The following is a 22,164-nucleotide window of genomic DNA, read 5'->3' as shown; positions in this document are numbered from 1 at the left end:
GGCTTGCAGGCAAGGCCGCAGCGTCCGCGCCTTTCACGGCGCGTTGAATGCGGACCGATCGAGACTGGCCACTCGCCGCATCCGAGGGGATCCGACCAATGAGCACCAGCGAGCAGCCTTCCGTCCTCACCGAGCGCGAACTGAGCGCGCTGCGCCTGCTCGCGGTCGATGCCCGGGCACGCATCGACGAGGCGCTGGTCGAGGATCTGCTGGCCAAGGGGATGCTGCAGTCGTCCTGGGACCGCAGCCTGTCGCCTGCCGGTCGGCATGCGATCCACGTCGAGCGGCCCGGGATGGTGGTCGGGCTGGACAACTGAGCCCGCGTGCCCGGGGCCGGACCGGCAGCCCCGGGCCCCTCAGGGCGGGGCTCAGTGCCCCGCCATCGCACCCTCGACCTTCCCGCCCTGCGGCGACACGAGGTACCAGCTGCCGTAGCTGTCCTTCACGCCGTGCCCCTGCGCCTGGGCCGGCGCTGCATCGGCCGCGTAGCGGTACAGCGGGTGGCCGTTGTAGGTGACCTGGCGGCTGCCGTCGGGCCGGGCCGCGGTCGAGATCATCGCCCCGGGCAGGCCGGTTTCGCCGGTGGGCTGCGCCGTTTCCATGAGCACCGGCGGCCAGGCCTTAAGGCAGTCTCCCGTGCACTTCTCGCCCGCGCGGTCGCCTTCGAGCATGTAGAGCGCGCGCCCGGCGCCATCGACCAGATAGGCGGCATGCCCGGCCATGGCGGGCTGCAGCCGCAGCGTGGGGCCGGCGCTGGCGGGCGCGCCGGCGCCCGCTCCGGTGCCGGCACCCGGGCGGCCGGTGGCCGGCCCGGCGGCGGCGGAGGACGGCGAAGGCGGTCCCACGTCCTGCGCGGACGCCTCCGACTCCCCCGCGGAGGGCATGTCGACGGCACCGTCGGCCAGCGTGTCCTCACGGCCTTGGCCGCAGGCGGCCAGGGCCAGCGCGAGCGCGAGCGGCAGGAGGACGGGAAGGGGTTTGGACATGGCGGTTCTCCACTGCATCCGTGTCGCCAACCGGCGACGGTGGACGATGAATAGCCCCGCAGGCGTGACCGCGCGGTGGGCGCTCAGCGCCCCCGCCGCGAGCGCTTGTGCGCGTACATCTCCGAATCGGCCGAATGCAGGATCTGGCGCGCCGTCGCCTGCCCGTCGTGCACGACCCAGCCGACGCTGGCGCGGATCCGCATCCGCACCCCGTTCACCAGCCGCGGCCGCGCCAGCTCGTCCTCGAGCGCGTTGGCGACGCTGGGCACGTCGCGATCGGCATCGCGCAGCGAGGTGAGCAGCGCGACGAACTCGTCACCGCCCAGCCGTGCCACCACGTCGGTGTCGCGGAGGGTCTCGCGCAACGCGATCCCGGTGGCGCGAAGCACTTCGTCGCCCATGGCATGGCCATAGGTGTCGTTGATGGACTTGAAGTCGTCGAGATCGAGGAAGAGCACGGCGAAGCGGTGCGGCTGGCCCTGGTGCGCGGCGCAGACCGCTTCCAGCTGGGTCACGAAGGACGCGCGGTTGGGCAGCCCGGTCAGCGAATCGAGCGAGGCGGCGTCCTGGTACATCCGGGCCGTCGCCTGCGTGTCCAGCAGTGCGTCGTGCAGGCGATCCAGCAGGCGCGCGTTCTCCTCCAGCGCCAGCTGGCGCCCCAGCGCGCCGCCCACGGCGGTGCCGACCAGCGCGACGGCCTGCGCGTCGATGTCGTCGAACGCCTGGGGCACCGAGGAGCAGATCTCCAGCACGCCCAGCACCTCCTCGCCATAACGCAGGGGCGTGCCGATCAGCGAATGGAGGCGGTGGCGCCGCCGGGCGTCACCCTGGATGCGATCGTCCTGCAGCGTCGCGTCACTGCGCAGCATCAGCCGGGCATCGAGGCTGGCGCGGGCCAGCGTACCGCCCGCGTTGTAGTCGTGCTCGGCCACCTGCTCCATCTGCCCCCGGGCGCAGGCCACGTGCATGCCCGGGCCCGGGCCGTCGAGAAGCACCACGCCCCCCGTGGCCCGCGTGAGCGCGACCACCGTGTCCAGCGCGTCCTCGATGAAGCGGCCCGTCTCGCCCGGATGCTCGGCAATGCTCGCCAGCGCGGCCACGAGGCTGCGCAGGCGATGGATCTCGCTGTCCTTGGCCGAGGTTGTAATCCAGGGCAGGCCCCTCGGGGATTGGGGTCGACCGGCTGTCAGCACGAGTTGCGGCCTGCTGTTGCACGGCCGCGCATACTCCCGCAGCCGGCATAAAACGCGCGTGAGCCACCAACGGGAATTCGTCACTGTTCACCGTCGATGCGCGTCGCACAACGACGAAAAACGGCGCGATCCGGAGATCGCGCCGTTCGTGACCACGTAAGTGGTGGGCGGTACAGGGTTCGAACCTGTGACCCCTACCATGTCAAGGTAGTGCTCTACCGCTGAGCTAACCGCCCGCTGCCGAAGCCAAAGCCCCGGCGAAGGGCGCACAGTGTAGCCAGCCGGGCCCGCGGGGGCAAGCCGATCAGCCCGCGAACCCCGCCTCCTTGAGCTTGCGCAGCTGGTCGCGCACGCGCGCGGCGGCCTCGAACTCGAGGTCCCGGGCGTGCTGGTACATCTGCTGCTCCAGCGCCTTGATGCGCGAGGCCAGCTGGGCCGGGCTGAGCTGCGCGTAGTCGGTCTCCGGCTCGGCCACGCGGCGCGCTTTCTTGCCCTTGCCCTTGGCCTCGTCGGGCTCCGAACGCGCGCCCTCCATGATGTCGTGGATGGGCCGCACCACCGACTGCGGCGTGATGCCGTGTTCGGCGTTGTACTCGACCTGCTTCTGGCGCCGGCGGTCGGTCTCGTCCATCGCCATCTTCATCGAGCGCGTGACCGCGTCCGCGTAGAGGATCGCCTTGCCGCGCACGTTGCGCGCCGCGCGGCCGATGGTCTGGATCAGCGAGCCGGCCGAGCGCAGGAAGCCCTCCTTGTCCGCGTCGAGGATCGCCACCAGCGACACCTCCGGCATGTCCAGGCCCTCGCGCAGCAGGTTGATGCCCACCAGCACGTCGAACTTGCCCAGGCGCAGGTCGCGGATGATCTCCACGCGCTCGACGGTGTCGATGTCCGAGTGCAGGTAGCGCACCTTGATGCCGTGCTCGGTCAGGTACTCGGTGAGGTTCTCGGCCATGCGCTTGGTGAGCGTAGTCACCAGCACGCGGTCGCCCATCGCCACGCGCAGGTTGATCTCGCCCAGCAGGTCGTCCACCTGCGTCGCCACCGGCCGCACCTCGACCACCGGGTCGATGAGGCCGGTGGGCCGCACGACCAGCTCCACGACTTCGCCCTCGGACTTCTGAAGCTCGTACTGCCCCGGCGTGGCCGAGACGTAGATGGCGCGCGGCGCCCGACCCTCCCATTCCTCGAACTTCAGCGGCCGGTTGTCGAGCGCCGAGGGCAGGCGGAAGCCGAATTCCACCAGCGTCTCCTTGCGCGAGCGGTCGCCCTTGTACATGGCGCCCACCTGCGGCACGGTGACGTGCGACTCGTCCACCACCAGCAGCGCGTCCGGCGGCACGTAGTCGAACAGGCAGGGCGGCGGCTCGCCGGGCATCTGGCCCGTCATGTGCCGCGAGTAGTTCTCGATGCCGTTGCAGAAGCCGACCTCGGCGAGCATCTCGAGGTCGAAGGTCGTGCGCTGCTGCAGGCGCTGGGCCTCGACCAGCTTGTTCTGCGCGTACAGCTGCTCAAGGCGCTCGCGCAGCTCGGCCTTGATCGTCTCCACCGCGTCCAGCACGGTGCGCCGCGTGGTGACGTAGTGCGACTTCGGGTAGATCGTGTAGCGCGGCAGCTTGCGCAGCACCTCGCCGGTCAGCGGATCGAAGCCCGACAGCTGCTCGATCTCGCCGTCGAAGAGCTCGATGCGCAGCGCCTCGGCGTCGCTTTCGGCCGGATGCACGTCGATCACCTCGCCGCGCACGCGGTAGGTGCCGCGGCGCAGCTCGGTGTCGTTGCGGGTGTACTGCATCTCGGTGAGGCGGCGGATCAGCTCGCGCTGGTCGATGCGCTCGCCACGCACCATGTGCAGCACCATCCGGTGGTACTCGGACGGATTGCCGAGGCCATAGATCGCCGAGACGGTGCAGACGATCAGCGTGTCGCGCCGCTCCAGCAGCGCCTTCGTCGCCGACAGCCGCATCTGCTCGATGTGCTCGTTGATCGAGCTGTCCTTCTCGATGAAGGTATCGCTCGAGGGCACGTAGGCCTCGGGCTGGTAGTAGTCGTAGTAGCTGACGAAATACTCGACCGCATTGTGCGGGAAGAACGCCTTGAACTCGCCGTAGAGCTGCGCTGCCAGCGTCTTGTTCGGCGCCATCACGATTGTCGGCTTCTGGATGCGCTGCACGACGTTCGCGATCGTGTATGTCTTGCCCGAGCCGGTCACGCCGAGCAAGGTCTGGTGCGCCAGCCCCGCCTCGAAGCCGTTCGCGAGGCGCTCGATCGCCTGCGGCTGGTCGCCGGCCGGCGAATAGGGGGAAACGAGCTGGAAGCGGTTCGACTCGGTCATGCGGGCTCCTTCACTGCCCAGTCTAGGCGCCGGACGTCACGGGGCGGTGGCGACTGACCGCCAGGCACGCGCCCGGCGACCCGCCAGCCTGGCCGATCGCCGGCGCACAGCCCGAGACCGCACACAGCCGCCCGGACTTGTCCGACACGGCGCCGTGCCCTGCTCCGATGACCGCCGGCCGCCCAGAGGCCGATTCTTGCGGCGGCCGACAAGGAGCTCGCCATGGCACGGACTGCCCGCGGATTCACGCTGCTGGAACTCATGATCACCCTCGCGGTGCTCGCCATCGCCCTCGGCATCGGCGCACCGGCCATGGGCGCCCTGCTCGAGCACACCCGCGCCACGCGGACGCTGCACCTGGCCACCTCCGCCCTGGCCATGGCCCGGATGGAAGCGATACGCCGCAACCGTCCCGTATCGGTCTGCCCCAGTGCGGACGGCCACCGGTGCCGGGCGGACCTCGTCTGGAGCGCGGGCTGGATCATCTTCGTCGACGCCGACCGTACGGGTCAGCCAGGCTCGGCCGAGGACGTCATGCACGTCTTCGACGGCATCGGCGGGAACCTCGGGTTCCGCGCAACGGTCGGGCGGCCCCTGATCCGCTTCGCACCCAGCGGGTGGTCGGCAGGCTCGAACGCGACCCTCCGCCTCTGCAGCACGGGCCGCGAACTGGCACGGGTGATCGTCAACAACGCCGGCCGCGTGCGCACGGAGCGCCACCGCAGCCCACCCGCCTGCCCGTTCTGACCCGCAGAAAACAGAAGGCCTGCATTTCTGCAGGCCTTCTGAGCAACTGGCGCCCGAAGTTGGACTCGAACCAACGACCCCCTGATTAACAGTCAAGTGCTCTAACCGGCTGAGCTATTCGGGCGGGGACGTGCATTTTAGACGCCCTGCCGGGGGCGTCAAGCCTTCGGCGCCACGCAGGCGGCTGCCGCCCGAAACCGCCATGAGGACGAGCGACCAGCTACCAGCAATCGCTGACGCCGGCGGTGCCGGTATGCCGCTTGAGTCCGGTCTGGTCGATGCTGAGGCTCCCGCACTTCGTGTCCTTCAGCTGCGCCCCCTTGGGGGCAGCTGTGATGGTAAAGCCCGCGGCATCCACGCCCGAGAGGCTGAAGTCGTAGAAGTCGTCCATCTCGGCAATGCACGCGTGATCCGAAGGATCGATCTCCGCGCCCGCGTAGCTCATGTTGGTCGTGTGGTAACGCTCCATAAACTGCGCCATTCCCAGCACGCACCCCGATGCCGTGGTCCGGCGCGTCCTCAGGATGTGTTCCTGGTAGGCCGGGTAGGCGATCGACGCGATGATCGCGATGATCGCCACGACGATCATCAGCTCGATCAGGGTGAACCCGGCGGTACGCGCGGCGGTCTTCATGTCAGTTATCCCTCAGGACTTCGCGCCAGCCAACGCGCTGCGGCGCGCCGCCCGGTGGAGTGGTGGTTGGATCCTCGCATTTGCCGTCCGAACCGCATACGAGAACGACCTTGTCGATCTGGCCCGACTCGGTGGGCATGCCGATTCCCAGGTCGACCGAGCCGATCGGCATGTTGCCGCCGCTGCCCGGCGTGGTGTCATTGTTACCCGTGCCGTTGCTGTCGAAGTCGAAGAACGACGTGGAGTTGCCCTCACCGGTACCCGATGGGCTGGTGCCGGTAAACAGGTCGAGAACGTTCAGGTAGCCGGTACCACCGGGCTCGCAACCACTCCCCGAGTCAGGGATGACGCTCGAGTACCATGCGGCTCTCCCACGAACGCGGGGGCCGCTCACGACGCGCTCACCCGCCGTCGGCACGCCGAGGTCGATATACCAGCCCCGTGAACCCGCAGGGAGTGGGGAGTAATACTCGAAGGCGCGTACGCTGCGGCCAGCTGCATTAGTGCCTACCGCCGCGATGCGGCGCTGCGTCAGTTCGCCGCGCCCCGAAATCGCGGTCGTCTGGTTGTCGATGATGCCGTACAGGCTCTGCGTCCCCGTCGACCCGAGATCGGTCGTAGAAATCAGGCGCCCCGTGCCAAAGGTAATCCAGATTCGGCGGTTGCCCGGCTCCTGGGCGATGGCAAGGCCGCCGGTGATGGGCTGGCCAGTGCCCGTCCTGAACAGCGGCGCACCCGACAACGCGACGTTCCAGCTGCTTGCAGACGTGCCCGACACATCGAACTTCCAGAGATTGCCCTTCAGGTCACCGGCGTAGACGTAGTCGACGCGACCGTCACCGTTGGTGTCAGCACCGCGCGGTGCGAACAGGCCGTTGCCGCCGGTATCCACCACGATCTTGCGAAGCAAAGAGCCGCCCTGCACATCGTAGATGTAGAGAGCGGCACTGCCGTTGGCACTGTCGATTCCGTTCCCGACCACCGCGATGGCCGCGCCGGTGTTGCTCTTGGTGACCATCGGAGTGCCAATGACATGGCCCATGTCATTGTCCGACGCCGCGGTCTTGTCCCAGAGCACTTCCGGTCGGGAAACGTTCGAGACGTCCAGCGCGAAAACGCCTTTGCCGCCACGTCCGAGCGAGCCCACGAGGTAGTTGTCGCCAGCACTGCTCTGGCTGGCTACTGCGACCGGCCCGTCGACGAAGAAGGCGTGCTGATAGTTCGGGTCGCTGAGGGTCGCAAGCTTCGCAAAATCCAAACCGGCCGGGACGTAGGAGAACAGCACGTCCCCGGTACCCGCGTGGATCGCATGCAGCATGCCGTCGTTGGCGCCGACATACAGCGTGTTCGTCTCCTTCACGTAGAAGGGTGACGAGTTCACGATGTCGCCCAACAGAATCGAACGATTGCGCAGGACGCCGCCGCGCTGCTTCTCGTTGCTCCGGTCGCCCTTGATGTAGGCCGCGTTGTCTTCTCCCGATACGATGGCCGCGCCGGTTGAACGCCCGAGCGTCGACTCTTGGCTGTTCGTGGGAAAGTCGACACCCCGGCTGCCGTTCCACGTCAGCACTGGGCGCGTGTGGAAGTCGTTGCGGGTATCGCCATCGGTGAGCGACCGCTCAATGCGGTTGGATACGCGCCATGCCTCGGACGCTGAAATGCCACCTGCTGCGGTGACATCGCGCGCGACGATGTCGCCCGACCACTGGCCCGCCATGTACGTCGCCTGGTACATGCGCGAGTCCGACTGGAACGACGTGCTGTTCGTCGACACGTTCGAGCCTGACGCCAGGCGCGCCTGGATCTGGCCGAGCACGCTGTTGAGGGCCTCGCCGAACGCCTCGGCGTTGGTTGCCGCGATGAACTCGCCATGCCCGTTGACTGCCGCATGGAGCAGGTCGTCGATGTTCTCAACCCCCTTGCCACTCCCCGGGGTGGGCCAAGCGACGTTCACCCCGTTCTTGCGCGGGGATCCGTCGCGCACGACCTCGGCGACCGAGGTCTGGTCAAGGGAGCCCTTCAGGCCGATGGAGATGCCGAACGTCGCCATGTGCTGCCAGAACGCCGGATTGGCGGGCGTCGACGGGACCAGATTGTCCAGATCCGTGCGCAGGTCGTTCTTCCAGTACCGCATGGCGATATCGCCAAGCGTGTCGCTTGCCGCGGCGCTATAGGGGGGCGCAGGCACGTAACGGACTGCGTTGGTGTCATCGATCGGGTTGTAGATCGACGGCCCGCTGTGGCTGTCCTGCTCACCTACCGCCGTGTAGCCCCAGCTGTTGTTCCAGTAGCCATCCGTCGTGAGAATCGAGAAATTCTGGCGGCACTGGTACTGCGAACCAGGCGCTTCGGGTCCGTATGGGCCCGACGCCGAAGGATCCGAGAAGTAGGCACCTGCGCGCTGCAGCGCGCCCTGCAGCGGCGTGTTACCGCTGTTGCGTGCTTGTGCCACGCGCGCGAACCAGGTTGAGCGCGAGTTGGTCCTCGCGCCGCTGCTCGATACGTCCTCGAAAAGGCCCGAATTACCGTCTGCAACCGGAATATCGAAATTGTCGCGGTTCCAGATGGACCGGTACCCTACGCGCATGTTGGAGCCGAGGAGCCCGAACGCTTCCATCGCGCCGGCCTTTGCCATCTTCATGCGGCTTCGGTGGTAGGAGAACCACGTGGCGAAGTTCGTCGCCTCATCCGCTTCCGAGCGGCCGGTGGGCGTCGCGTAGGTGCAGTTGCGCCAGCCAAACGTGTTCTTGCCGGGGTCCGGGCAGCCGAGCGAATTGCTCGTCGAGCCGCTCTTCGCCCACTCGCTGCGCACCACGCGGACAGCGCCACCTACAAGCCGGATCTGGTATCGGTCATAGCGCTCGCGCTTGGACGCATCGGCCGTCTGGCCGCTCTTGAGTACGTAATAGGTCGCCTGCCCGGGCCCACCGCAGACCTCCACCCAGCTTCCATTCTGGGTATGCGAGCTGCAGTCGTCCTCGTCCGCGAGGTCGATGTCGGCCCCGCCGGCCAGGTCGTAGTCGGGATAGACGGCCCGGAAAGATGTGCCGCCCGTCATCCGCGTGCCCTGCGCCGTCATCCATGGCCGGTACGTGATCGTCGGGTTGTAATAGACCGTATTGTGCGAACTCGACCTGAGCGCGATGGTGTCGCCAAGCTCTCCATAGGTGTCGGTCGGCATACGCAGCGACCCCATCGACCCTGAATCATCGAGGATGAACAGGATGTTGGGGGGAACCTGCGAGGCGCCGCTCTGCAGTGGATACGACGGAAAGCTTGCCGCACCGCTCACGATTGGCAGCGCCAGCAATGCGGTAGCGGCGGCGACATCGAGCCTGATGATGCGGGCCATGCGGCGTGTCTTCATCGTGTCCATGGCGTTACTCCACCTGATACATGGATTGCAGGATCACTTCAGCGCCATTGTCGAGCAGGCTGTACGCGGTGATCCTGAAGTTGCGGACAGTCGCGGCGCACGAGCTGCCGGCCGTGACATCGATTTCAGTGGTGCAGTTCGTCGGTGCACCGCGGCCCATGTCTTCGACGACATACCGTAGCAGCTGCCCATCGGTCTCGAGCTCCGATGTCCGGTAGTTTCCGGCAGTCGTCCAGAAGCCATCTTCCAGCCAACGCGGTTCAGCTGCGGGATCCGGGATTGCACACAGGCCAGCGACGCAGCCCCCTCCCGCAGCCGGCATGGCCGGGCCTGTTGCGACGAGTGACTCCGCTTCGCGCAGCGCCGCCTCCGCGTTCTGGAAAGCGATACCGCGTGCGGCAACGTTTCCCGCCATGCGCTCCTGGAGCAGGGTGCCGCGCATCGCAGCCAGGCCGATGAGCGTCACGATGAGAAGCAGGAGAAGCACGACAACCAGGGCGATACCCTGCTGACGAGACTTCAGGACGATCGCGCTCACAGCACGCCCTCCCGGTTGCGCAGCATGACCACGTTCGTCGCGGTACGCGAAAGCGCTTCGCCGTCGGTGCCCTCGATATAGTCGCCGCGCAGTGCTCCGGCCGTCCCCTCGAAGTCGATCGCAACACGCACCGCGACGACCTCGTCCCAGGCGTCGGCCGCCGTGATCGCAGCCGCAGTGACGAAGTCCGTCTGCCCGGCTCGCAGGTAGCGGATGTTCATGGCGGTCGCGCCTTCCGCGATCTCCGCGGGTCGCACGACGTTCGGTACGGCAGTCGCGCCGTTGTTGGCGACCTCCGCACGATACAGCGATGTTCCTCCCCTTCCGTTGCTGCCGATGTACCAGCGAGCCGCCATGACGCGGGCAATCTGCGCGGGCGAGCTCCCGGATTCATCGCAGTTCGGATTGGTCGACGAGGTGAAGCAGTAGCCGGTACCAGAAGCACCCGGTTCGCAGTCGGCGACATCGTCGAAGATCTGGAACACCTGGCTGCAGTTCCCCCCCGAACCACCGTTGTGCTGGATGGCCAGTCCGCCGCCCGCCGAGTTGAGCTGGGTGACGCGGAAGATCATCTGGTAATCCGAATTGCAGATCATCACGACGTCGCCGTCGCTGATGCCCGTCGTGGCGTTGACCTGGATGTTCGCGCTCGGGTTGTCGTGCAGTTGGACGCGGATGTTTCCGTCCTGCGCCATGTGCAGGTCGATCGCATCGTTGTTCGCCGCACGACTGAGGCGCTGTCCCGCGCCGGAACCGGCGGCGGTGCCCGGAATGCTGTCCGACCCCGAATAGCCGCGGAGCCCGTCGGACGAGCTGTTCCACCAGGCATTGGCGGAGGTGGCGCTGCTGAGCATGTTCACCCGGCGCGCGCGCGACGAGCACGGATTGCCGCCTGCCTCGCGCAGGTCGCGCGACATGAGTTCGAACGCGGCACGCTCGCCCTCCTGGAGTCGGTTCAGCGTTTCGCTGGTTCCGTACGTGCGCTTGTTGGACAGGAACACCGCGCTCGCACCACCGACCACGATCAACCCCAGCACCAGGGCGATCATCAGCTCGATGAGCGAAACGCCCGCCTGCCGCGCAAACGTCTTCAGTCCGCCGTTTCGATGTAGCCGCATGTCAGAGCCTGCTCGTTGTAACGATCTGCTGGGTGGGCCCACTGCCGGTGCCGCGACTGTCGTCCCAGCGCACACCGACTTCGCACGTGTTCGCACCACACGTGATGCGTCCGCATGCGGACTCCCCCATGGCGTCCTGGAGCTGGTTGACCCACTGGGCGATGTCGTTGCTCACGCGTGCACCGCCGGCAGGGGCTTGACAGAGCCAGCCCTGGTTGTATTGCCCAGCGCGGGCCGCGTCACGGTTTGCCCGCATCATGTCGAGCATCGCGTAGCTCTGGATCACGGCTGCGGATCGCTGTGCGGCGCTGCCGGTGTTCTTGAGGGTGACCGCCTGCAAGGCGGCCATGCCGAGCATGCCGATCGCCAGGATGAGAACCGCGATCAGGACCTCAAGCAGGGATGCGCCCCGCTGCGCGCGCAGCGGGCGGGCGTGCCCGCGGGTCGAACCTGTTACCTGTTGCATGTCGTCGACGCCCCCGCTGTTTCACACACGCTGATGCGACTCACGGCCGCCTCGACCAGCCTGCCGCTGCTCGCGGCGGGCAGGCTCGCCGCCACGAGCGAGATCCGAGCCGTGTCGGCTGCGCCCACGCTCACGCGCCCATCCGAACCGAACCATATCCGGCCCGCGGCACTGCTCGCGACCACGCCCGATCCCGGCCGGACGATATCCGCGGAGCGGATCACGAGTTCGTCGCCGCTCACGTTTCCGCTGAGGTCATCGTCGATGAAGATCAGGAGCCGCCCCCAGTTGGTTCCGCTGCATGTTTCGCCATTGGCCGTGGGGCAGAGCACCGCGCGTCGATTGCGACGCACGGCCTCCATTCGCGCCGTCTGGAGCGCAGAGACGACCTCGTTGGCGGCTGCCGCCAGCCGGTTGCGCTGGATGACCCCGTTGAAGGCAGGAACCCCGATTCCGACCAGAAGCGCCAGCACGGCGATCACCACCATCAGTTCGACGAGGGTAAAGCCGCCGGAGCCCCTCCGGCGCCGCGCCTTCCCGTGGCCATCTCGTACTCCGCGCATCGTTCTCCCCCGGTCTTTCCCGAATGCACCATAGGCACCCCGACCTCCGGGTGCCAGCGGAACCCGATGGGCGGGCACCGGCGCGGAGCGGGCGGCTCTCCGCCTGACGCCGGACCGAACACGCAGGCATCATGGTCCCATGCGGACGCGACCTCCCGGCTCCCGTGCACGTTCCGGCCCGGCCCATCCCCTGGATGCGCTCTGGCAGCCGCGCGTCGTCCTCTGGGTGATGCTTGCCGGGGAAGGCCTGGCGTCCGTCCTTTCGCTGTCCTACGCGGGCGACAAGGACCGCTGGACCTACTTCGGGATCGCGTCGCTCACCGTCCAATGGGTTTCGCTTCTGACGCTCGGCCTCCTCTACGTGTCAAGGCGGCGTCTCGCGTCACTTCCTCCGCAGACGATCGCATGGCTTGCCTTGGGGACGTTCGTCCTCAGCGCATTGGCGATTTCGGCGCTGGGCTGGGCGGCGCTGGGCGACGCGCTGACTCCGGAGCGAGAGGACTGGCGCCCGGTGGCGGCACGTCTTACTGGCATCGCGCTCATTGTGGGCTTGTTCGGACTTGCAGCGTTCCAGAACCACTGGAACGCGACCCGCGCCGCCGTACGCGCCAAACAGGCCGAACTCGAAGCCCTCCAGGCCCGGATCCGGCCGCACTTCCTGTTCAACACGCTCAATACGGGCGCCTCGCTGGTGCATCAGCGTCCGGAGGAGGCCGAGCGTCTGCTGCTGGACCTGGCGGACCTCTTCCGTGCCGCACTTGCCGGTCCACGCGAGATCCCGCTCGAGGAAGAGCTGTCGCTCGCGCGTCGCTATCTCGAGATCGAGGCCCTGCGCTTCGGCGAAAGGCTGCGGGTGGAATGGAAGCTGCCGGCCGAGATCCCCGATGCGATGGTGCCGGCACTTTCGATCCAGCCCCTGGTCGAGAACGCCATCCGCCACGGCGTTGAGCGCGTGCCGCAAGGAGGGCGGGTCGAGATCTCGCTCACGACCACGCCCGAGCACATCGTGGTACGCGTCACCAACCCCCTGGTGCTGTCGGACAGCGAACGCCCCGTCAGCCACCGTGTCGGGCTCAATGCGTCGCAGGCGCGCATCGAGGCGTTCACCGGCGGCCGCGGCAGCGTGCAGACGGGGCGACAGGGCGAGCTCTACGTCGCCACGGTCCGCCTGCCCCGCCGGCCGGTCGCGCCACCTGCACGCGGCAAGTGGCGCTGATGCTCAGGCCGTGACGACGCGATAGCAGGGCCGGTATTCGCCGGCGATCTTCATGCGGTGCTGCTGCACGAACGCACGCAGCAGGGCGTCGAGCGACTCCATGATGGCCGGGTCGCCGTGGATCTCGAAGGGGCCGTGCTGCTCGACGCGGCGGATGCCGTCCTCCTTGACGTTGCCGGCGACGATCCCCGAGAACGCCCGTCGAAGGTCGGCGGCGAGCGCGTGCGGGGCGCGGCCGTTGTGCAGGTCGAGCGCCGACATCGCCTCGTGCGTGGGGACGAACGGGCGCTGGAAGTCGAGCGGGATGTCGATCGACCAGTTGAAGAAGAACGAGTCGCGGTGCGCGATGCGGTGCTCGCGCACCTTCTTGAGCCCGCGCGACATGCGCTTGCCGACCTCCGCCGGGTCGCCGACGATGATCTCGTAGCGCGACGTCGCCGCCTCGCCCAGCGTGAGCCGCAGGAAGCGGTCGATCTGCTCGAAGTACGGTGCCGACGCGACCGGCCCGGTCAGGATCAGCGGGAACGGCAGGCCCGCGTTCTCCTCCTGGAGGAGGATGCCCAGCAGGTAGAGGATCTCCTCGGCCGTGCCCACGCCACCGGGAAAGACGATGATGCCGTGGCCCATGCGGACGAAGGCCTCCAGGCGCTTTTCGATGTCCGGCATGATCACCAGGTGGTTGACGATCGGGTTCGGCGATTCGGCTGCGATGATCCCCGGCTCGGTGATGCCGATGTAGCGCATGCGGCGGCGGCGCTGCTTGGCGTGAGCGATGGTCGCGCCCTTCATCGGGCCCTTCATGGCGCCCGGGCCGCAACCGGTGCAGATGTCGATGCCGCGCAGGCCGAGCTCGTAGCCCACCTGCTTCGTGTACAGATACTCGTCGCGGTTGATCGAATGGCCGCCCCAGCAGACCACGAGGTTCGGATCGCCCGGTTGCAGCACGCGCGCGTTGCGCAGCAGGCCGAAGACGGCGTCGGTGATGCCCTCGCTGGTATGCAGGTCGCGACCGCCCGAGTCGAGTTCGATCGCGGTGTAGGCAAGGTCGCGTACGACGGCGGCGAGGAGCTCGGCCACGCCCTGGATCAGGTCACCCTCGACGAATGCCATCGCCGGCGCCTTGAACAGGTCGATGCGCACGCCGCGATCCTGCTGCTGCACCTGGATGTCGAAGTCGGGGTAGAGCTCGCGTGCGGCACGCGGGTCGTCGGTGGTGCTTCCGCTGGTGAGCACGGCCAGCGCGCAGCGGCGCAGGAGCTCGTGCATGCCGCCGCTGGAGGCATCGCGCAGGCGCGCGACTTCGGCACGGGACAGGATGTCGAGGCCGTTGCGCGGGTAGATGCGGGCGTCGACGGTGGGAAGCGTTGCGTTGGTCGGTTCCAGGACAGCTGCCATGTGGGCGTCGTTTCTCTATTCGTCAGCCACTCGACTCTAGCGCGCGGCTCCTCCAAAAGAAAACGGCCGGGGCTGGCCCGGCCGTTTCCGTTTTCCTCGCGTTCCGCCGGTGATCAGAACTTGTAGCGGAAGGTCACCTGCGCAGCCCAGCGCGACTCGCCGCGGCGGTCGCGGAGGCCGAAGCCCTCGGGGCTGAAGTTGCCGTTGCGATCGCGCGTCAGCTCGTAGATGTACTTGCCGGTGGCGGGATCGACGCCGGCGAAGTTCACGAAGCTGCGCGCCTGGCCGCCGGCCGACTGGAAGAAGATCTCTTCCACCTGCCCCCAGTCCTTGTTGATCAGGTTGCCCACGTTCAGGATGTCGAGCACGAGCTCGGCCTGGTGGCCGTCCATGAAGCCCGGCAGTTCCTGGCGCACGCGCACGTCGAACGTGTTGATCCACGGGCCTTCGCTGCCGCTGCGCTCGACCACGGTGCCACGACGCGAGTACAGGTCCGGGTTGTTCGCGACGAACGCCCAGAACTGCGACTCCTCGGCGGCGCCGCCGCGGAAGATGACGTCGCCGGGGCCCGACGGGATGTACATCAGGTCGTTGCCCGCGGAACCGTCGCCGTTCATGTCGTTCTGGTACGTCCAGCTGTACGGCTTGCCCGAACGGCCTTCGTAGAACAGCGAGAACTCGGTGTCGTTCTCACCGAAGAACTGCTCGCGGTAACGCAGGGTGCCGACGAAGCGGTCGCGGATCGCGTAGTTCGAGCGGGCCGACACTTCCTCGTTCGGGTCGAACGCCGCGCGCGACTGCCAGTTCGAGATCGAACGGCTGGACGTGAGCGGGTTCACGTCGGTGGCGTTGGTGTAGCTGTACGCCAGCGACCAGCCCCAGTTGTCCTTCCGGCCCATCGGGCGCTCGAGCGACAGCGTCAGGTTCTGGCCCTCGCCCTTGTTCGTCGGCGTCGCCAGCAGCACCTCGCGGTACGCCGTGTTGGCGCCGGAACGGGCCGTGCCGTTGAACTGCGTGCGGCTCGCGTCATACGACGCCGGCGCGGTGGTGCGCCAGAACAGCGGGCGACCGTCCTGGCCGTAGCCGGTGGGCGCACCGAGGTTCAGGTGGCGGTAGTAGATGCCGTTCTCGACCGAGAAGATCGTCGCTTCGGCCGAGGCGACCGCGCCGAACCACGGGAGCTCGTGCTCGAACGCCAGGTTGGCCTTCCACACGGCCGGCTGCTCCAGGCCCGGGTCGAGGAAGTCGACGTCGGCGCGCGCGGTGCCGATCCGCGGCGGGTTGGCCGGGTTGAACGCGGGCGCGGTGTTGCAGTTGTTGCTGAAGCCGCTGCCGCAACCGAACACCGAGATGGCCAGGCCGTTGTTGGTGTAGGGGTTGACCAGCCAGACGTTGGCGGCCGCGCCCTGGAACAGGCCGACGCCACCACGCAACTGCGTCGGGCGCTCGCTCTCGAAGGTGTAGTTGAAGCCGAAGCGCGGCTGCAGCAGCGACTTGCCGTCCACCGTCGTGTCGTTGCGGTAGCCGAACACCGTCGAGGCAGCAGGGTTGTACGTCGGGTTCTCGTCGACGTTGAGCGTGTCGTAGCGCAGGCCGAACTGCAGCGTCAGGTTCGTCGTCGGGCGCCAGGTGTCCTGCACGAACAGCCCGACGTTGCCGAACTCGGCGGCGGCCGCGGCATCGCTGAGGTTGCCCGAGGACGGCACGCGCAGCGCGTAGTCGCGGTAGCGGCCGTTCTGGAAGTCCGTCAGGCTGTTGAAGGTGTAGGTGCCGTAGTAGGACTCGACGAAGAGGTTGTAGACCTCGTTGCGCTCGAAGTCCGCGCCGAACTTGACCTCGTGGTCGCCCAGGAACCAGTTGGCCGCGAACACGCCGCCCAGGGTCTCGGTGTCGAGCACGTTCGCCTGGCGGAACTGCTCGGTGCCGAAGCGCAGGCTCTGGCCGCCGGCGAAGTTCACCTGCACCTGCGGCTGCACGCCGAAGGTGCGCGGCTCGCTGTGGTAGTCGCGGTAGGTCAGCGTGGCCTCGGTCGAGAAGTTGTCCGACCAGTCGGCGAACCACTCGCCCACGTAGTTGGTGAATTCCTTCTGCTGGTTGTACCAGTACGAGGACAGCGAGAAGAAGTTGGTGCCGAAGCCCGGCAGGATCGCCTCGTCCTGCTCGGTGCGGTTGACGCGGAAGGAGGCGCGGTGCGCGTCGTTGATGTTCCAGTCGAGCTTGACCAGGCCGGTCTCGCTGGTGGTCTTGGTGCCGTCGCCCGCCGCCAGGCCGCCCGCCGTCAGGCCGTAGCCCTGGGCGATCTGCTGGACCTGGGTCACGTTGGCCTGGGTGATGTTGCCGACGATGTTGCTGGCGCCGCTGCCGACCGGGCCGGAGTCGCCGCCCGGGGCGGTGAGCTCGCTCTTCTCGTAGTTGGCGAAGAAGAACAGGCGGTCCTGCACGATCGGGCCGCCGAGGGTGGCGCCGTAGGTGAAGTCCTCCTTGAAGCCGGTGAACGGGCGATCGTTCGCGCCGTCGCCCACCCAGTCGGCCTCGCGGTACACGTAGTACGCGCTGCCGCGGAACTGGTTGGTGCCCGACTTGGTCACGGCGTTGATGTTCGCGCCGGTATAGCCCTTCTGCAGGACGTCGTAGTTGCTGATGTTGACCTGCACTTCCTGGATCGCGTCGATCGAGATCGGCTGGCGGATCGTGGGCAGGTTGTTGGACTCGAGGCCGAACGTGTCGTTGGTCGACACGCGATCGATGGTGATCGAGTTGTAGCGGGTGTTCTGGCCGCCGGCCGAGACCTCGCCGCGCTCCTTGTCGGTCTGCGCGAAACGGGGGTCGAGGCGGGCGTAGTCCTGCAGGTCGCGGTTGAGCGAGGAGAAGCCCTCGATCTCGGCCTGGCCGACGGTGGTGCCGGCACCCATGCGGTCCTGGTTGATGATGTCGGCGATACGGCTGCCCACGACCTGGACCGTGGCCAGCTGCTGCTGGGCGCCGTCGCCCAGGGTCGAGTTGATCTCGGCCACGTTGTCGAGCGCGAGGTACACGCCGTCCTCGGTCTGCGTGCCCGTGCCTTCCTTGGTCACCGTGATGCGGTAGGGACCGCCGACGCGCAGGTTGCGCGCCGCATAGCGGCCGTTCGCGTCCGTGGTCACGCGGCTGACGGTGCCGGACTCGGTGTGGACGATCGTGACCTCGGCACCGGCGACCGGGCGGCCGGAAGCATCGGTAACGGTACCGCCGACACCTGCGGTGGTGCTCTGCGCGAAGGCTGGAGCGGCGGCGAGGGCGGCGAGCAGGCCGAGCGTGAGCTTGGACAGCCGGACGCGGTTGGGCTGGGACATGGGAGCCTCGGATGAGCGGACGATGACAAACAGGCGGACACGGCCGGCGCTGTCGCGCCGACCGTGGTTAACAACAGGTTAACATGCTGACCCGTACGTGTGACAGCGTGATGACCGAATCAAGGCAGCGGAATCGTGCCGCCGGTCGGAAAACCGTCAGGCCGGCCCGCGCAGGTAGGCCGTGATGCCGTCGAGGAACATCTGCACCGAGATGGCCACCAGCAGCATGCCCATCAGCCGCTCGATGGCGGTCAGGACCCGCTGGCCGAGGAAGCGGTAGAGGACGGTGGCGGAGAAGAGGATGGCCGCCGTCGCCGCCCAGGCCAGGAGCAGCGCATAGCTCCATTCGTCCAGCCGGCCCGGCTCGTTGCTGCCCATGAGGATCACGGCGGCCATGCCGGAAGGGCCGGCCACGAGCGGGATGGCCATCGGCACGATGAACGGCTCGCCGCCCGGAATCTCGCCCATCAGCCCTTCGGGCGGCGGGAAGATCATGCGGATGCCGATCAGGAACAGCACGATGCCGCCGGCGATCGACACCGACTCCTGCCGAAGGTGCATCATTTCCAGGGCGTACTTGCCTCCCCACAGGAAGAGCATCAGCACCGCGAGCGCGATCAGCAGCTCCCGGGCCAGCACGATGCGCTGGCGGGCCGGCGGCAGCGGCCGCAGAAGGCTGAGAAAGACCGGGATGTTCCCGAGCGGATCGAGGATCAGGAACAGCACCAGCGCCGCCGAGGCGACCGTCATCTCCATGCGCGTACTCCCTCAGCCCACCGGTGCCCAGACACCGCCGCGATGCGCGACGCCGCGCGGCGAGAGCAGTTCGACGCAGGCCGCCGCATAGCGCGCCGGATCCAGCGCCAGGCGGTCGTCCTCCTCGACGTAGGCCCGCGCCCGAAGCGGCGTGCGCATCGGGCCGGGCCGCAGGCCCGCGATGCGCACGGGGCCGCGCGCGAGTTCCGCATGCAGGATCGACACCATGCCCTCGAGCCCGAACTGCGAGACCCCGTACCCGCCCCAGTAGGCCTGGCCGACCCGCGCGGGATCGTCGAGCACGAAGACGACGGCGGCATCCGCCGCGCGCGAGAGCAGCGGCATCAGCGCCTGGGTCATCCACCACGGGGCGGTGAGCCCGACATGGAGCGAGCGGGCGAACTCGGCCGGATCCAGGTGCGGAAGCGGCGCCAGGCCCTTGAACTCGGCGGCGCAGTGCAGCAGGCCATCCAGCCGGCCGAACTCGGTCTCGATGCGCTCGGCCAGCTGCGCATGGTCGTCGGGCGTAGCACCTTCGAGGTCCATCGGGTAGAGCGCGGCCTCGCCGCCCGCCGCCGTGATGCGGTCGTACACGCGCCCCAGCTTGGGCACGCGCCGCCCCAGCAGGATCACCGTCGCGCCCGCCTGCGCGCAGGCCACCGCCGCCTCGCTGCCCAGGCCGCCGTGGGCGCCGGTGACGAGGACGACCCGCCCTTCGAGCTCGCGGCCGCTCACGCGCCCTGCGTCTCCGCGACGATGCGCGCCAGCTCGCCCGACTCCAGCAGCTCGAGCGTGATGTCGCAGCCGCCGATCAGTTCGCCGTTGATGAAGAGCTGCGGGAACGTCGGCCAGTTGGAAAAGCGCGGCAGGTTGGCGCGGATCTCCGGGTCCTCGAGCACATTGACCGTGTGCAGCGAGGTGGCGCCGGCGGCCTTGAGCGCCTGCACCGTGCGGCTGGAAAAGCCGCACATGGGGAACTGCGGCGTGCCCTTCATGAAGAGGACGATGGGCTGGCGGTCGATTTCCGCCTGGATGCGCTCCATGACGCTCACGGTTGGGCTCCTGTGCGTTGCACGGCCGCCGGGATTCGTGGCGGCGCGGTGGGGATAGAATGGAAAATTGTACGACGCCGCGGCCCCGCCGCCCTCCCCACGCACAGGAGTTCCCCATGGCCATCGAACTGCCGCCCCTGCCCTACGACCGCACCGCCCTGGAGCCGCACATCTCCGGCGAGACGCTCGACTACCACCACGGCAAGCACCACAGGGCCTACGTCGACAACGCGAACAGGATGATCGCGGGGACCGAGTTCGAGGACATGCCGCTGGTGGACATCATCCGCCGCTCGCAGGGCGCGCTGTTCAACAACGTCGCCCAGGTCTGGAACCACACGTTCTTCTGGAACTGCATGAGCCCCAACGGCGGCGGCGAGCCCACCGGCAAGCTGATGGACGCCATCAACCTCGCCTTCGGCGACTTCGCCACGTTCAAGGAGGAGTTCTCCAAGACCTGCATCGGCACCTTCGGCTCGGGCTGGGGCTGGCTGGTGCAGCGTCCGGACGGCACGCTGGCACTGGTGAGCACGTCGAATGCCAACACCCCGCTTACCGGCGAGGACACCCCGCTGCTGACCTGCGACGTCTGGGAGCACGCCTACTACATCGACTACCGCAACGCCCGCCCGAAGTTCGTCGAGGCGTTCTGGAACATCGTGAACTGGGATTTTGTGGCGTCGAACATGAAGTAAGGCCGGGCGTTGCCCGCACCTGGAAACGGCCGGAGCGATCCGGCCGTTTTCGTTTTCCGCTCCGTGTGCGCGGGCTTGCCGCCGCGGTGCCGGCCTCAGCGCAGGCGGGCGATCACCGGCGCGACCTGCGCCTGCCGCCCGAGCGCGGCGCCTACGCGCGAAAGCGCGTCGGCAAGCTCCTTCGCCGAGTCCGCACGCAGCGTCGCATGCCCGACCTTGCGGCCTTCCCTGGGTTGCTTGCCGTAGTCGTGCCAGTGACCGCCGGGCTCGGCCAGGACCGCCGCCGCCGCGGGCATCTTGCCGATCCAGTTGAGCATGCAAGCCTGCCCGACCATCCGGGTGTCGCCCAGCGGCAGGCCGAGCACGGCGCGCAGGTGGTTCTGGAACTGCGAGGTCTCGCTGCCTTCGATGGTCCAGTGCCCGGAGTTGTGCACGCGCGGCGCCAGCTCGTTGGCCAGCAGCTCGTCGCCGCGTGCGAACAGCTCCAGCGCGAACACGCCCACGTAATCCAGCGATTCGGCGAGCCGGCGGGCGTAGTCCATGGCACGCTCGTGGGTGCGCGGGTCCACGGCGGCGGGCGCCAGGCTCGCCGAGAGCACGCCGTCGACGTGCCAGTTCTCGGTCAGCGGCCAGGCGCGGAACTCGCCGTCGCGGGCGCGCACCGCCACCACCGACAGCTCGCGGTCGAAGTGGACGAAGCCCTCCAGGATCAGCCCGACCTTGTCGGCCTGCGCTCCGAGGGCGGTCCAGGCGGCGTCGATGTCGCCGGTCTCGCGGATGCGGAACTGGCCCTTGCCGTCGTAGCCCAGGCGGCGGGTCTTGAGGATGCACGGCGTGCCGATGGCCTCGACCGCCGAACGCAACCCGTCGAGCGAGTCGACTGGCGCGAAGGGCGGCACGGGAATGCCTAGCTCGCGAAAGCGCGTCTTCTCCGCCAGGCGGTCCTGCGCGGTCGCGAGCGCGCGCGGGTTCGGGAACACGTCGACGCGGTCGGTGAGCCAGCGCGCGGATTCGGCCGGCACGTTCTCGAAGTCGAAGGTGGCCACGTCCACGCGCGAGGCGAACTCGGCCAGCGCCGCCTCGTCGCGGTAGTCCCCCACGACCATGGGGGCGAACTGGCCCGCGCAGGCGTCGGCGACGTTGTCCATCACCAGGAAGCGCAGGCCCAGCGGCGCGCCGGCCAGGGCCATCATGCGGGCCAGCTGCCCGCCACCGAGGATGCCGACCGTGGTCATCGGCGCGGGTCGTCGTTGGCCATGACGTCCTCGGTCTGCTTCGACCGGAACGCATCCAGCGCGGTGCCGACCTCGGGGAGCTCGGCGGCGAGCATCGCCGCGGCGAACAGGGCGGCATTGGCCGCGCCCGCCTGCCCGATGGCGAAGGTCGCCACGGGGATGCCCGCCGGCATCTGCACGATCGACAGCAGCGAATCCAGCCCGTTGAGCGCGCGGCTCTGCACCGGCACGCCCAGCACCGGCACCGCGGTCTTGGCCGCGAGCATGCCCGGCAGGTGGGCCGCGCCGCCGGCACCGGCGATGATCGCGCGCAGGCCGCGGCCGGCGGCACTGGCCGCGTAGTCGAAAAGCACGTCCGGGGTGCGGTGCGCGGACACCACGCGGACCTCGTGCGGCACGCCGAGCTGCTCGAGCCGGGCGGCGGCGTGCTGCATCGTCTCCCAGTCCGAGCGCGAGCCCATCACGATGCCGACCAGCGGCGAAGCCTGTTGCGAAGCGGACATGAGCGTCGACCCGAAGGCAAAGACGTATTC

General features: G+C 68.2%; 20 protein-coding genes and 2 tRNA genes. 4 read left to right on the top strand and 18 right to left on the bottom strand.

What is annotated here, in order from left to right:
* The first annotated feature begins 98 nt into the window (after window positions 1–98).
* On the top strand, window positions 99–317 hold the full coding sequence (locus EYQ95_RS13610) for a hypothetical protein (protein WP_132327761.1): 219 nt from the start codon (window positions 99–101) through the stop codon (window positions 315–317).
* Window positions 318–368: 51 nt separating this feature from the next.
* Here the strand turns inward: EYQ95_RS13610 and EYQ95_RS13605 are convergent, their stop codons facing one another.
* The 4 genes from EYQ95_RS13605 to uvrB all read right to left on the bottom strand — a co-directional run bounded on the left by EYQ95_RS13605 (window position 369) and on the right by uvrB (window position 4,508).
* Window positions 369–986 carry a hypothetical protein gene (locus EYQ95_RS13605; protein WP_165924736.1) on the bottom strand — a complete coding sequence of 206 codons (618 nt, stop codon included), beginning with the start codon at window positions 984–986 and terminating at the stop codon, window positions 369–371.
* An 83-nt stretch (window positions 987–1,069) separates the two neighbouring features.
* Entirely contained in the window at window positions 1,070–2,179 is a 1,110-nt protein-coding gene (locus EYQ95_RS13600; RefSeq protein WP_165924735.1) for a sensor domain-containing diguanylate cyclase, read from the bottom strand.
* Window positions 2,180–2,340: 161 nt separating this feature from the next.
* Window positions 2,341–2,415 (bottom strand) — tRNA-Val (locus tag EYQ95_RS13595).
* A gap of 68 nt (window positions 2,416–2,483) precedes the next feature.
* Window positions 2,484–4,508: an excinuclease ABC subunit UvrB gene (gene uvrB, locus EYQ95_RS13590; RefSeq protein ID WP_132327758.1), complete on the bottom strand. Its 2,025-nt coding sequence runs from the start codon at window positions 4,506–4,508 to the stop codon at window positions 2,484–2,486.
* A 222-nt stretch (window positions 4,509–4,730) separates the two neighbouring features.
* Here uvrB and EYQ95_RS13585 point away from each other — a divergent pair, with 222 nt between their 5' ends.
* Window positions 4,731–5,255 carry a Tfp pilus assembly protein FimT/FimU gene (locus EYQ95_RS13585; protein ID WP_132327757.1) on the top strand — a complete coding sequence of 175 codons (525 nt, stop codon included), beginning with the start codon at window positions 4,731–4,733 and terminating at the stop codon, window positions 5,253–5,255.
* A gap of 47 nt (window positions 5,256–5,302) precedes the next feature.
* Here the strand turns inward: EYQ95_RS13585 and EYQ95_RS13580 are convergent.
* From EYQ95_RS13580 to EYQ95_RS13550, 7 genes are all read right to left on the bottom strand, one after another.
* A tRNA-Asn gene (locus tag EYQ95_RS13580) sits at window positions 5,303–5,379 on the bottom strand.
* Between the two features lie 96 nt (window positions 5,380–5,475).
* Window positions 5,476–5,889, bottom strand: a complete 414-nt coding sequence (locus tag EYQ95_RS13575; RefSeq protein ID WP_132327756.1) for a type IV pilin protein — start codon at window positions 5,887–5,889, stop codon at window positions 5,476–5,478.
* A 1-nt stretch (window position 5,890) separates the two neighbouring features.
* Complete coding sequence (locus tag EYQ95_RS13570) at window positions 5,891–9,265, bottom strand: pilus assembly protein (protein WP_132327755.1); 3,375 nt, start codon at window positions 9,263–9,265, stop codon at window positions 5,891–5,893.
* A 4-nt stretch (window positions 9,266–9,269) separates the two neighbouring features.
* Window positions 9,270–9,803, bottom strand: a complete 534-nt coding sequence (locus tag EYQ95_RS13565; RefSeq protein ID WP_132327754.1) for a PilX N-terminal domain-containing pilus assembly protein — start codon at window positions 9,801–9,803, stop codon at window positions 9,270–9,272.
* Entirely contained in the window at window positions 9,800–10,921 is a 1,122-nt protein-coding gene (locus tag EYQ95_RS13560) for a prepilin-type N-terminal cleavage/methylation domain-containing protein (protein WP_132327753.1), read from the bottom strand. Before EYQ95_RS13560 ends, EYQ95_RS13565 begins: the two co-directional genes overlap by 4 nt.
* A 1-nt stretch (window position 10,922) precedes the next feature.
* Window positions 10,923–11,387 carry a type IV pilus modification protein PilV gene (pilV, locus tag EYQ95_RS13555; RefSeq protein WP_132327752.1) on the bottom strand — a complete coding sequence of 155 codons (465 nt, stop codon included), beginning with the start codon at window positions 11,385–11,387 and terminating at the stop codon, window positions 10,923–10,925.
* Window positions 11,375–11,950, bottom strand: a complete 576-nt coding sequence (locus EYQ95_RS13550; protein ID WP_132327798.1) for a GspH/FimT family pseudopilin — start codon at window positions 11,948–11,950, stop codon at window positions 11,375–11,377. The genes pilV and EYQ95_RS13550 overlap by 13 nt, the downstream gene beginning before the upstream one ends.
* Window positions 11,951–12,089: 139 nt before the next feature.
* On the opposite strand from EYQ95_RS13550, the gene EYQ95_RS13545 reads away from it, so the two are divergent.
* Window positions 12,090–13,166, top strand: a complete 1,077-nt coding sequence (locus EYQ95_RS13545) for a sensor histidine kinase (protein WP_132327751.1) — start codon at window positions 12,090–12,092, stop codon at window positions 13,164–13,166.
* 3 nt (window positions 13,167–13,169) lie between these two features.
* Here EYQ95_RS13545 and ppnN read toward each other — a convergent pair whose 3' ends face one another.
* The 5 genes from ppnN to grxD form a co-directional block, all read right to left on the bottom strand.
* Window positions 13,170–14,561 carry a nucleotide 5'-monophosphate nucleosidase PpnN gene (gene ppnN, locus EYQ95_RS13540; protein ID WP_132327750.1) on the bottom strand — a complete coding sequence of 464 codons (1,392 nt, stop codon included), beginning with the start codon at window positions 14,559–14,561 and terminating at the stop codon, window positions 13,170–13,172.
* A 113-nt stretch (window positions 14,562–14,674) separates the two neighbouring features.
* Entirely contained in the window at window positions 14,675–17,893 is a 3,219-nt protein-coding gene (locus tag EYQ95_RS13535; RefSeq protein WP_132327749.1) for a carboxypeptidase regulatory-like domain-containing protein, read from the bottom strand.
* A 156-nt stretch (window positions 17,894–18,049) separates the two neighbouring features.
* Window positions 18,050–18,643 carry a MarC family protein gene (locus EYQ95_RS13530; RefSeq protein ID WP_132327797.1) on the bottom strand — a complete coding sequence of 198 codons (594 nt, stop codon included), beginning with the start codon at window positions 18,641–18,643 and terminating at the stop codon, window positions 18,050–18,052.
* Window positions 18,644–18,661: 18 nt separating this feature from the next.
* A complete protein-coding gene (locus EYQ95_RS13525) occupies window positions 18,662–19,384 on the bottom strand; it encodes an SDR family NAD(P)-dependent oxidoreductase (protein WP_132327748.1) in 723 nt (240 codons plus the stop codon).
* The gene (gene grxD, locus EYQ95_RS13520) at window positions 19,381–19,692 is read right to left on the bottom strand and encodes a Grx4 family monothiol glutaredoxin (protein ID WP_370451256.1); all 312 of its coding nucleotides are present in this window, start codon (window positions 19,690–19,692) and stop codon (window positions 19,381–19,383) included. Before grxD ends, EYQ95_RS13525 begins: the two co-directional genes overlap by 4 nt.
* Window positions 19,693–19,817: 125 nt before the next feature.
* Between grxD and EYQ95_RS13515 the strand changes: the two genes are divergently transcribed.
* Window positions 19,818–20,396: a superoxide dismutase gene (locus tag EYQ95_RS13515; protein ID WP_132327746.1), complete on the top strand. Its 579-nt coding sequence runs from the start codon at window positions 19,818–19,820 to the stop codon at window positions 20,394–20,396.
* 95 nt (window positions 20,397–20,491) lie between these two features.
* Here the strand turns inward: EYQ95_RS13515 and EYQ95_RS13510 are convergent, their stop codons facing one another.
* Complete coding sequence (locus EYQ95_RS13510; protein ID WP_132327745.1) at window positions 20,492–21,631, bottom strand: 5-(carboxyamino)imidazole ribonucleotide synthase; 1,140 nt, start codon at window positions 21,629–21,631, stop codon at window positions 20,492–20,494.
* Window positions 21,628–22,134 (bottom strand): 5-(carboxyamino)imidazole ribonucleotide mutase, encoded by a 507-nt coding sequence (gene purE, locus EYQ95_RS13505; protein WP_132327744.1) that lies wholly within the window; start codon window positions 22,132–22,134, stop codon window positions 21,628–21,630. Before purE ends, EYQ95_RS13510 begins: the two co-directional genes overlap by 4 nt.
* Between the last annotated feature and the right edge of the window lie 30 nt (window positions 22,135–22,164).

The organism is Lysobacter sp. N42 (assembly GCF_004344885.1).
The sequence above is the reverse complement of the archived record's forward strand: the minus strand, read 5'-3'. Positions and strand labels throughout refer to the sequence as shown.

What these genes read in the sequence shown, in the direction of transcription:
- EYQ95_RS13610 (WP_132327761.1), top strand. Translation starts at nt 99, where the DNA reads ATGAGCACCAGCGAGCAGCCTTCCGTCCTCACCGAGCGCGAACTGAGC.
- EYQ95_RS13605 (WP_165924736.1), bottom strand. Translation starts at nt 986, where the DNA reads ATGTCCAAACCCCTTCCCGTCCTCCTGCCGCTCGCGCTCGCGCTGGCC.
- uvrB (WP_132327758.1), bottom strand. Translation starts at nt 4,508, where the DNA reads ATGACCGAGTCGAACCGCTTCCAGCTCGTTTCCCCCTATTCGCCGGCC.
- EYQ95_RS13585 (WP_132327757.1), top strand. Translation starts at nt 4,731, where the DNA reads ATGGCACGGACTGCCCGCGGATTCACGCTGCTGGAACTCATGATCACC.
- EYQ95_RS13575 (WP_132327756.1), bottom strand. Translation starts at nt 5,889, where the DNA reads ATGAAGACCGCCGCGCGTACCGCCGGGTTCACCCTGATCGAGCTGATG.
- EYQ95_RS13570 (WP_132327755.1), bottom strand. Translation starts at nt 9,265, where the DNA reads ATGGACACGATGAAGACACGCCGCATGGCCCGCATCATCAGGCTCGAT.
- EYQ95_RS13560 (WP_132327753.1), bottom strand. Translation starts at nt 10,921, where the DNA reads ATGCGGCTACATCGAAACGGCGGACTGAAGACGTTTGCGCGGCAGGCG.
- pilV (WP_132327752.1), bottom strand. Translation starts at nt 11,387, where the DNA reads ATGCAACAGGTAACAGGTTCGACCCGCGGGCACGCCCGCCCGCTGCGC.
- EYQ95_RS13550 (WP_132327798.1), bottom strand. Translation starts at nt 11,950, where the DNA reads ATGCGCGGAGTACGAGATGGCCACGGGAAGGCGCGGCGCCGGAGGGGC.
- EYQ95_RS13545 (WP_132327751.1), top strand. Translation starts at nt 12,090, where the DNA reads ATGCGGACGCGACCTCCCGGCTCCCGTGCACGTTCCGGCCCGGCCCAT.
- ppnN (WP_132327750.1), bottom strand. Translation starts at nt 14,561, where the DNA reads ATGGCAGCTGTCCTGGAACCGACCAACGCAACGCTTCCCACCGTCGAC.
- EYQ95_RS13535 (WP_132327749.1), bottom strand. Translation starts at nt 17,893, where the DNA reads ATGTCCCAGCCCAACCGCGTCCGGCTGTCCAAGCTCACGCTCGGCCTG.
- EYQ95_RS13530 (WP_132327797.1), bottom strand. Translation starts at nt 18,643, where the DNA reads ATGACGGTCGCCTCGGCGGCGCTGGTGCTGTTCCTGATCCTCGATCCG.
- grxD (WP_370451256.1), bottom strand. Translation starts at nt 19,692, where the DNA reads ATGGAGCGCATCCAGGCGGAAATCGACCGCCAGCCCATCGTCCTCTTC.
- EYQ95_RS13515 (WP_132327746.1), top strand. Translation starts at nt 19,818, where the DNA reads ATGGCCATCGAACTGCCGCCCCTGCCCTACGACCGCACCGCCCTGGAG.
- EYQ95_RS13510 (WP_132327745.1), bottom strand. Translation starts at nt 21,631, where the DNA reads ATGACCACGGTCGGCATCCTCGGTGGCGGGCAGCTGGCCCGCATGATG.
- purE (WP_132327744.1), bottom strand. Translation starts at nt 22,134, where the DNA reads ATGTCCGCTTCGCAACAGGCTTCGCCGCTGGTCGGCATCGTGATGGGC.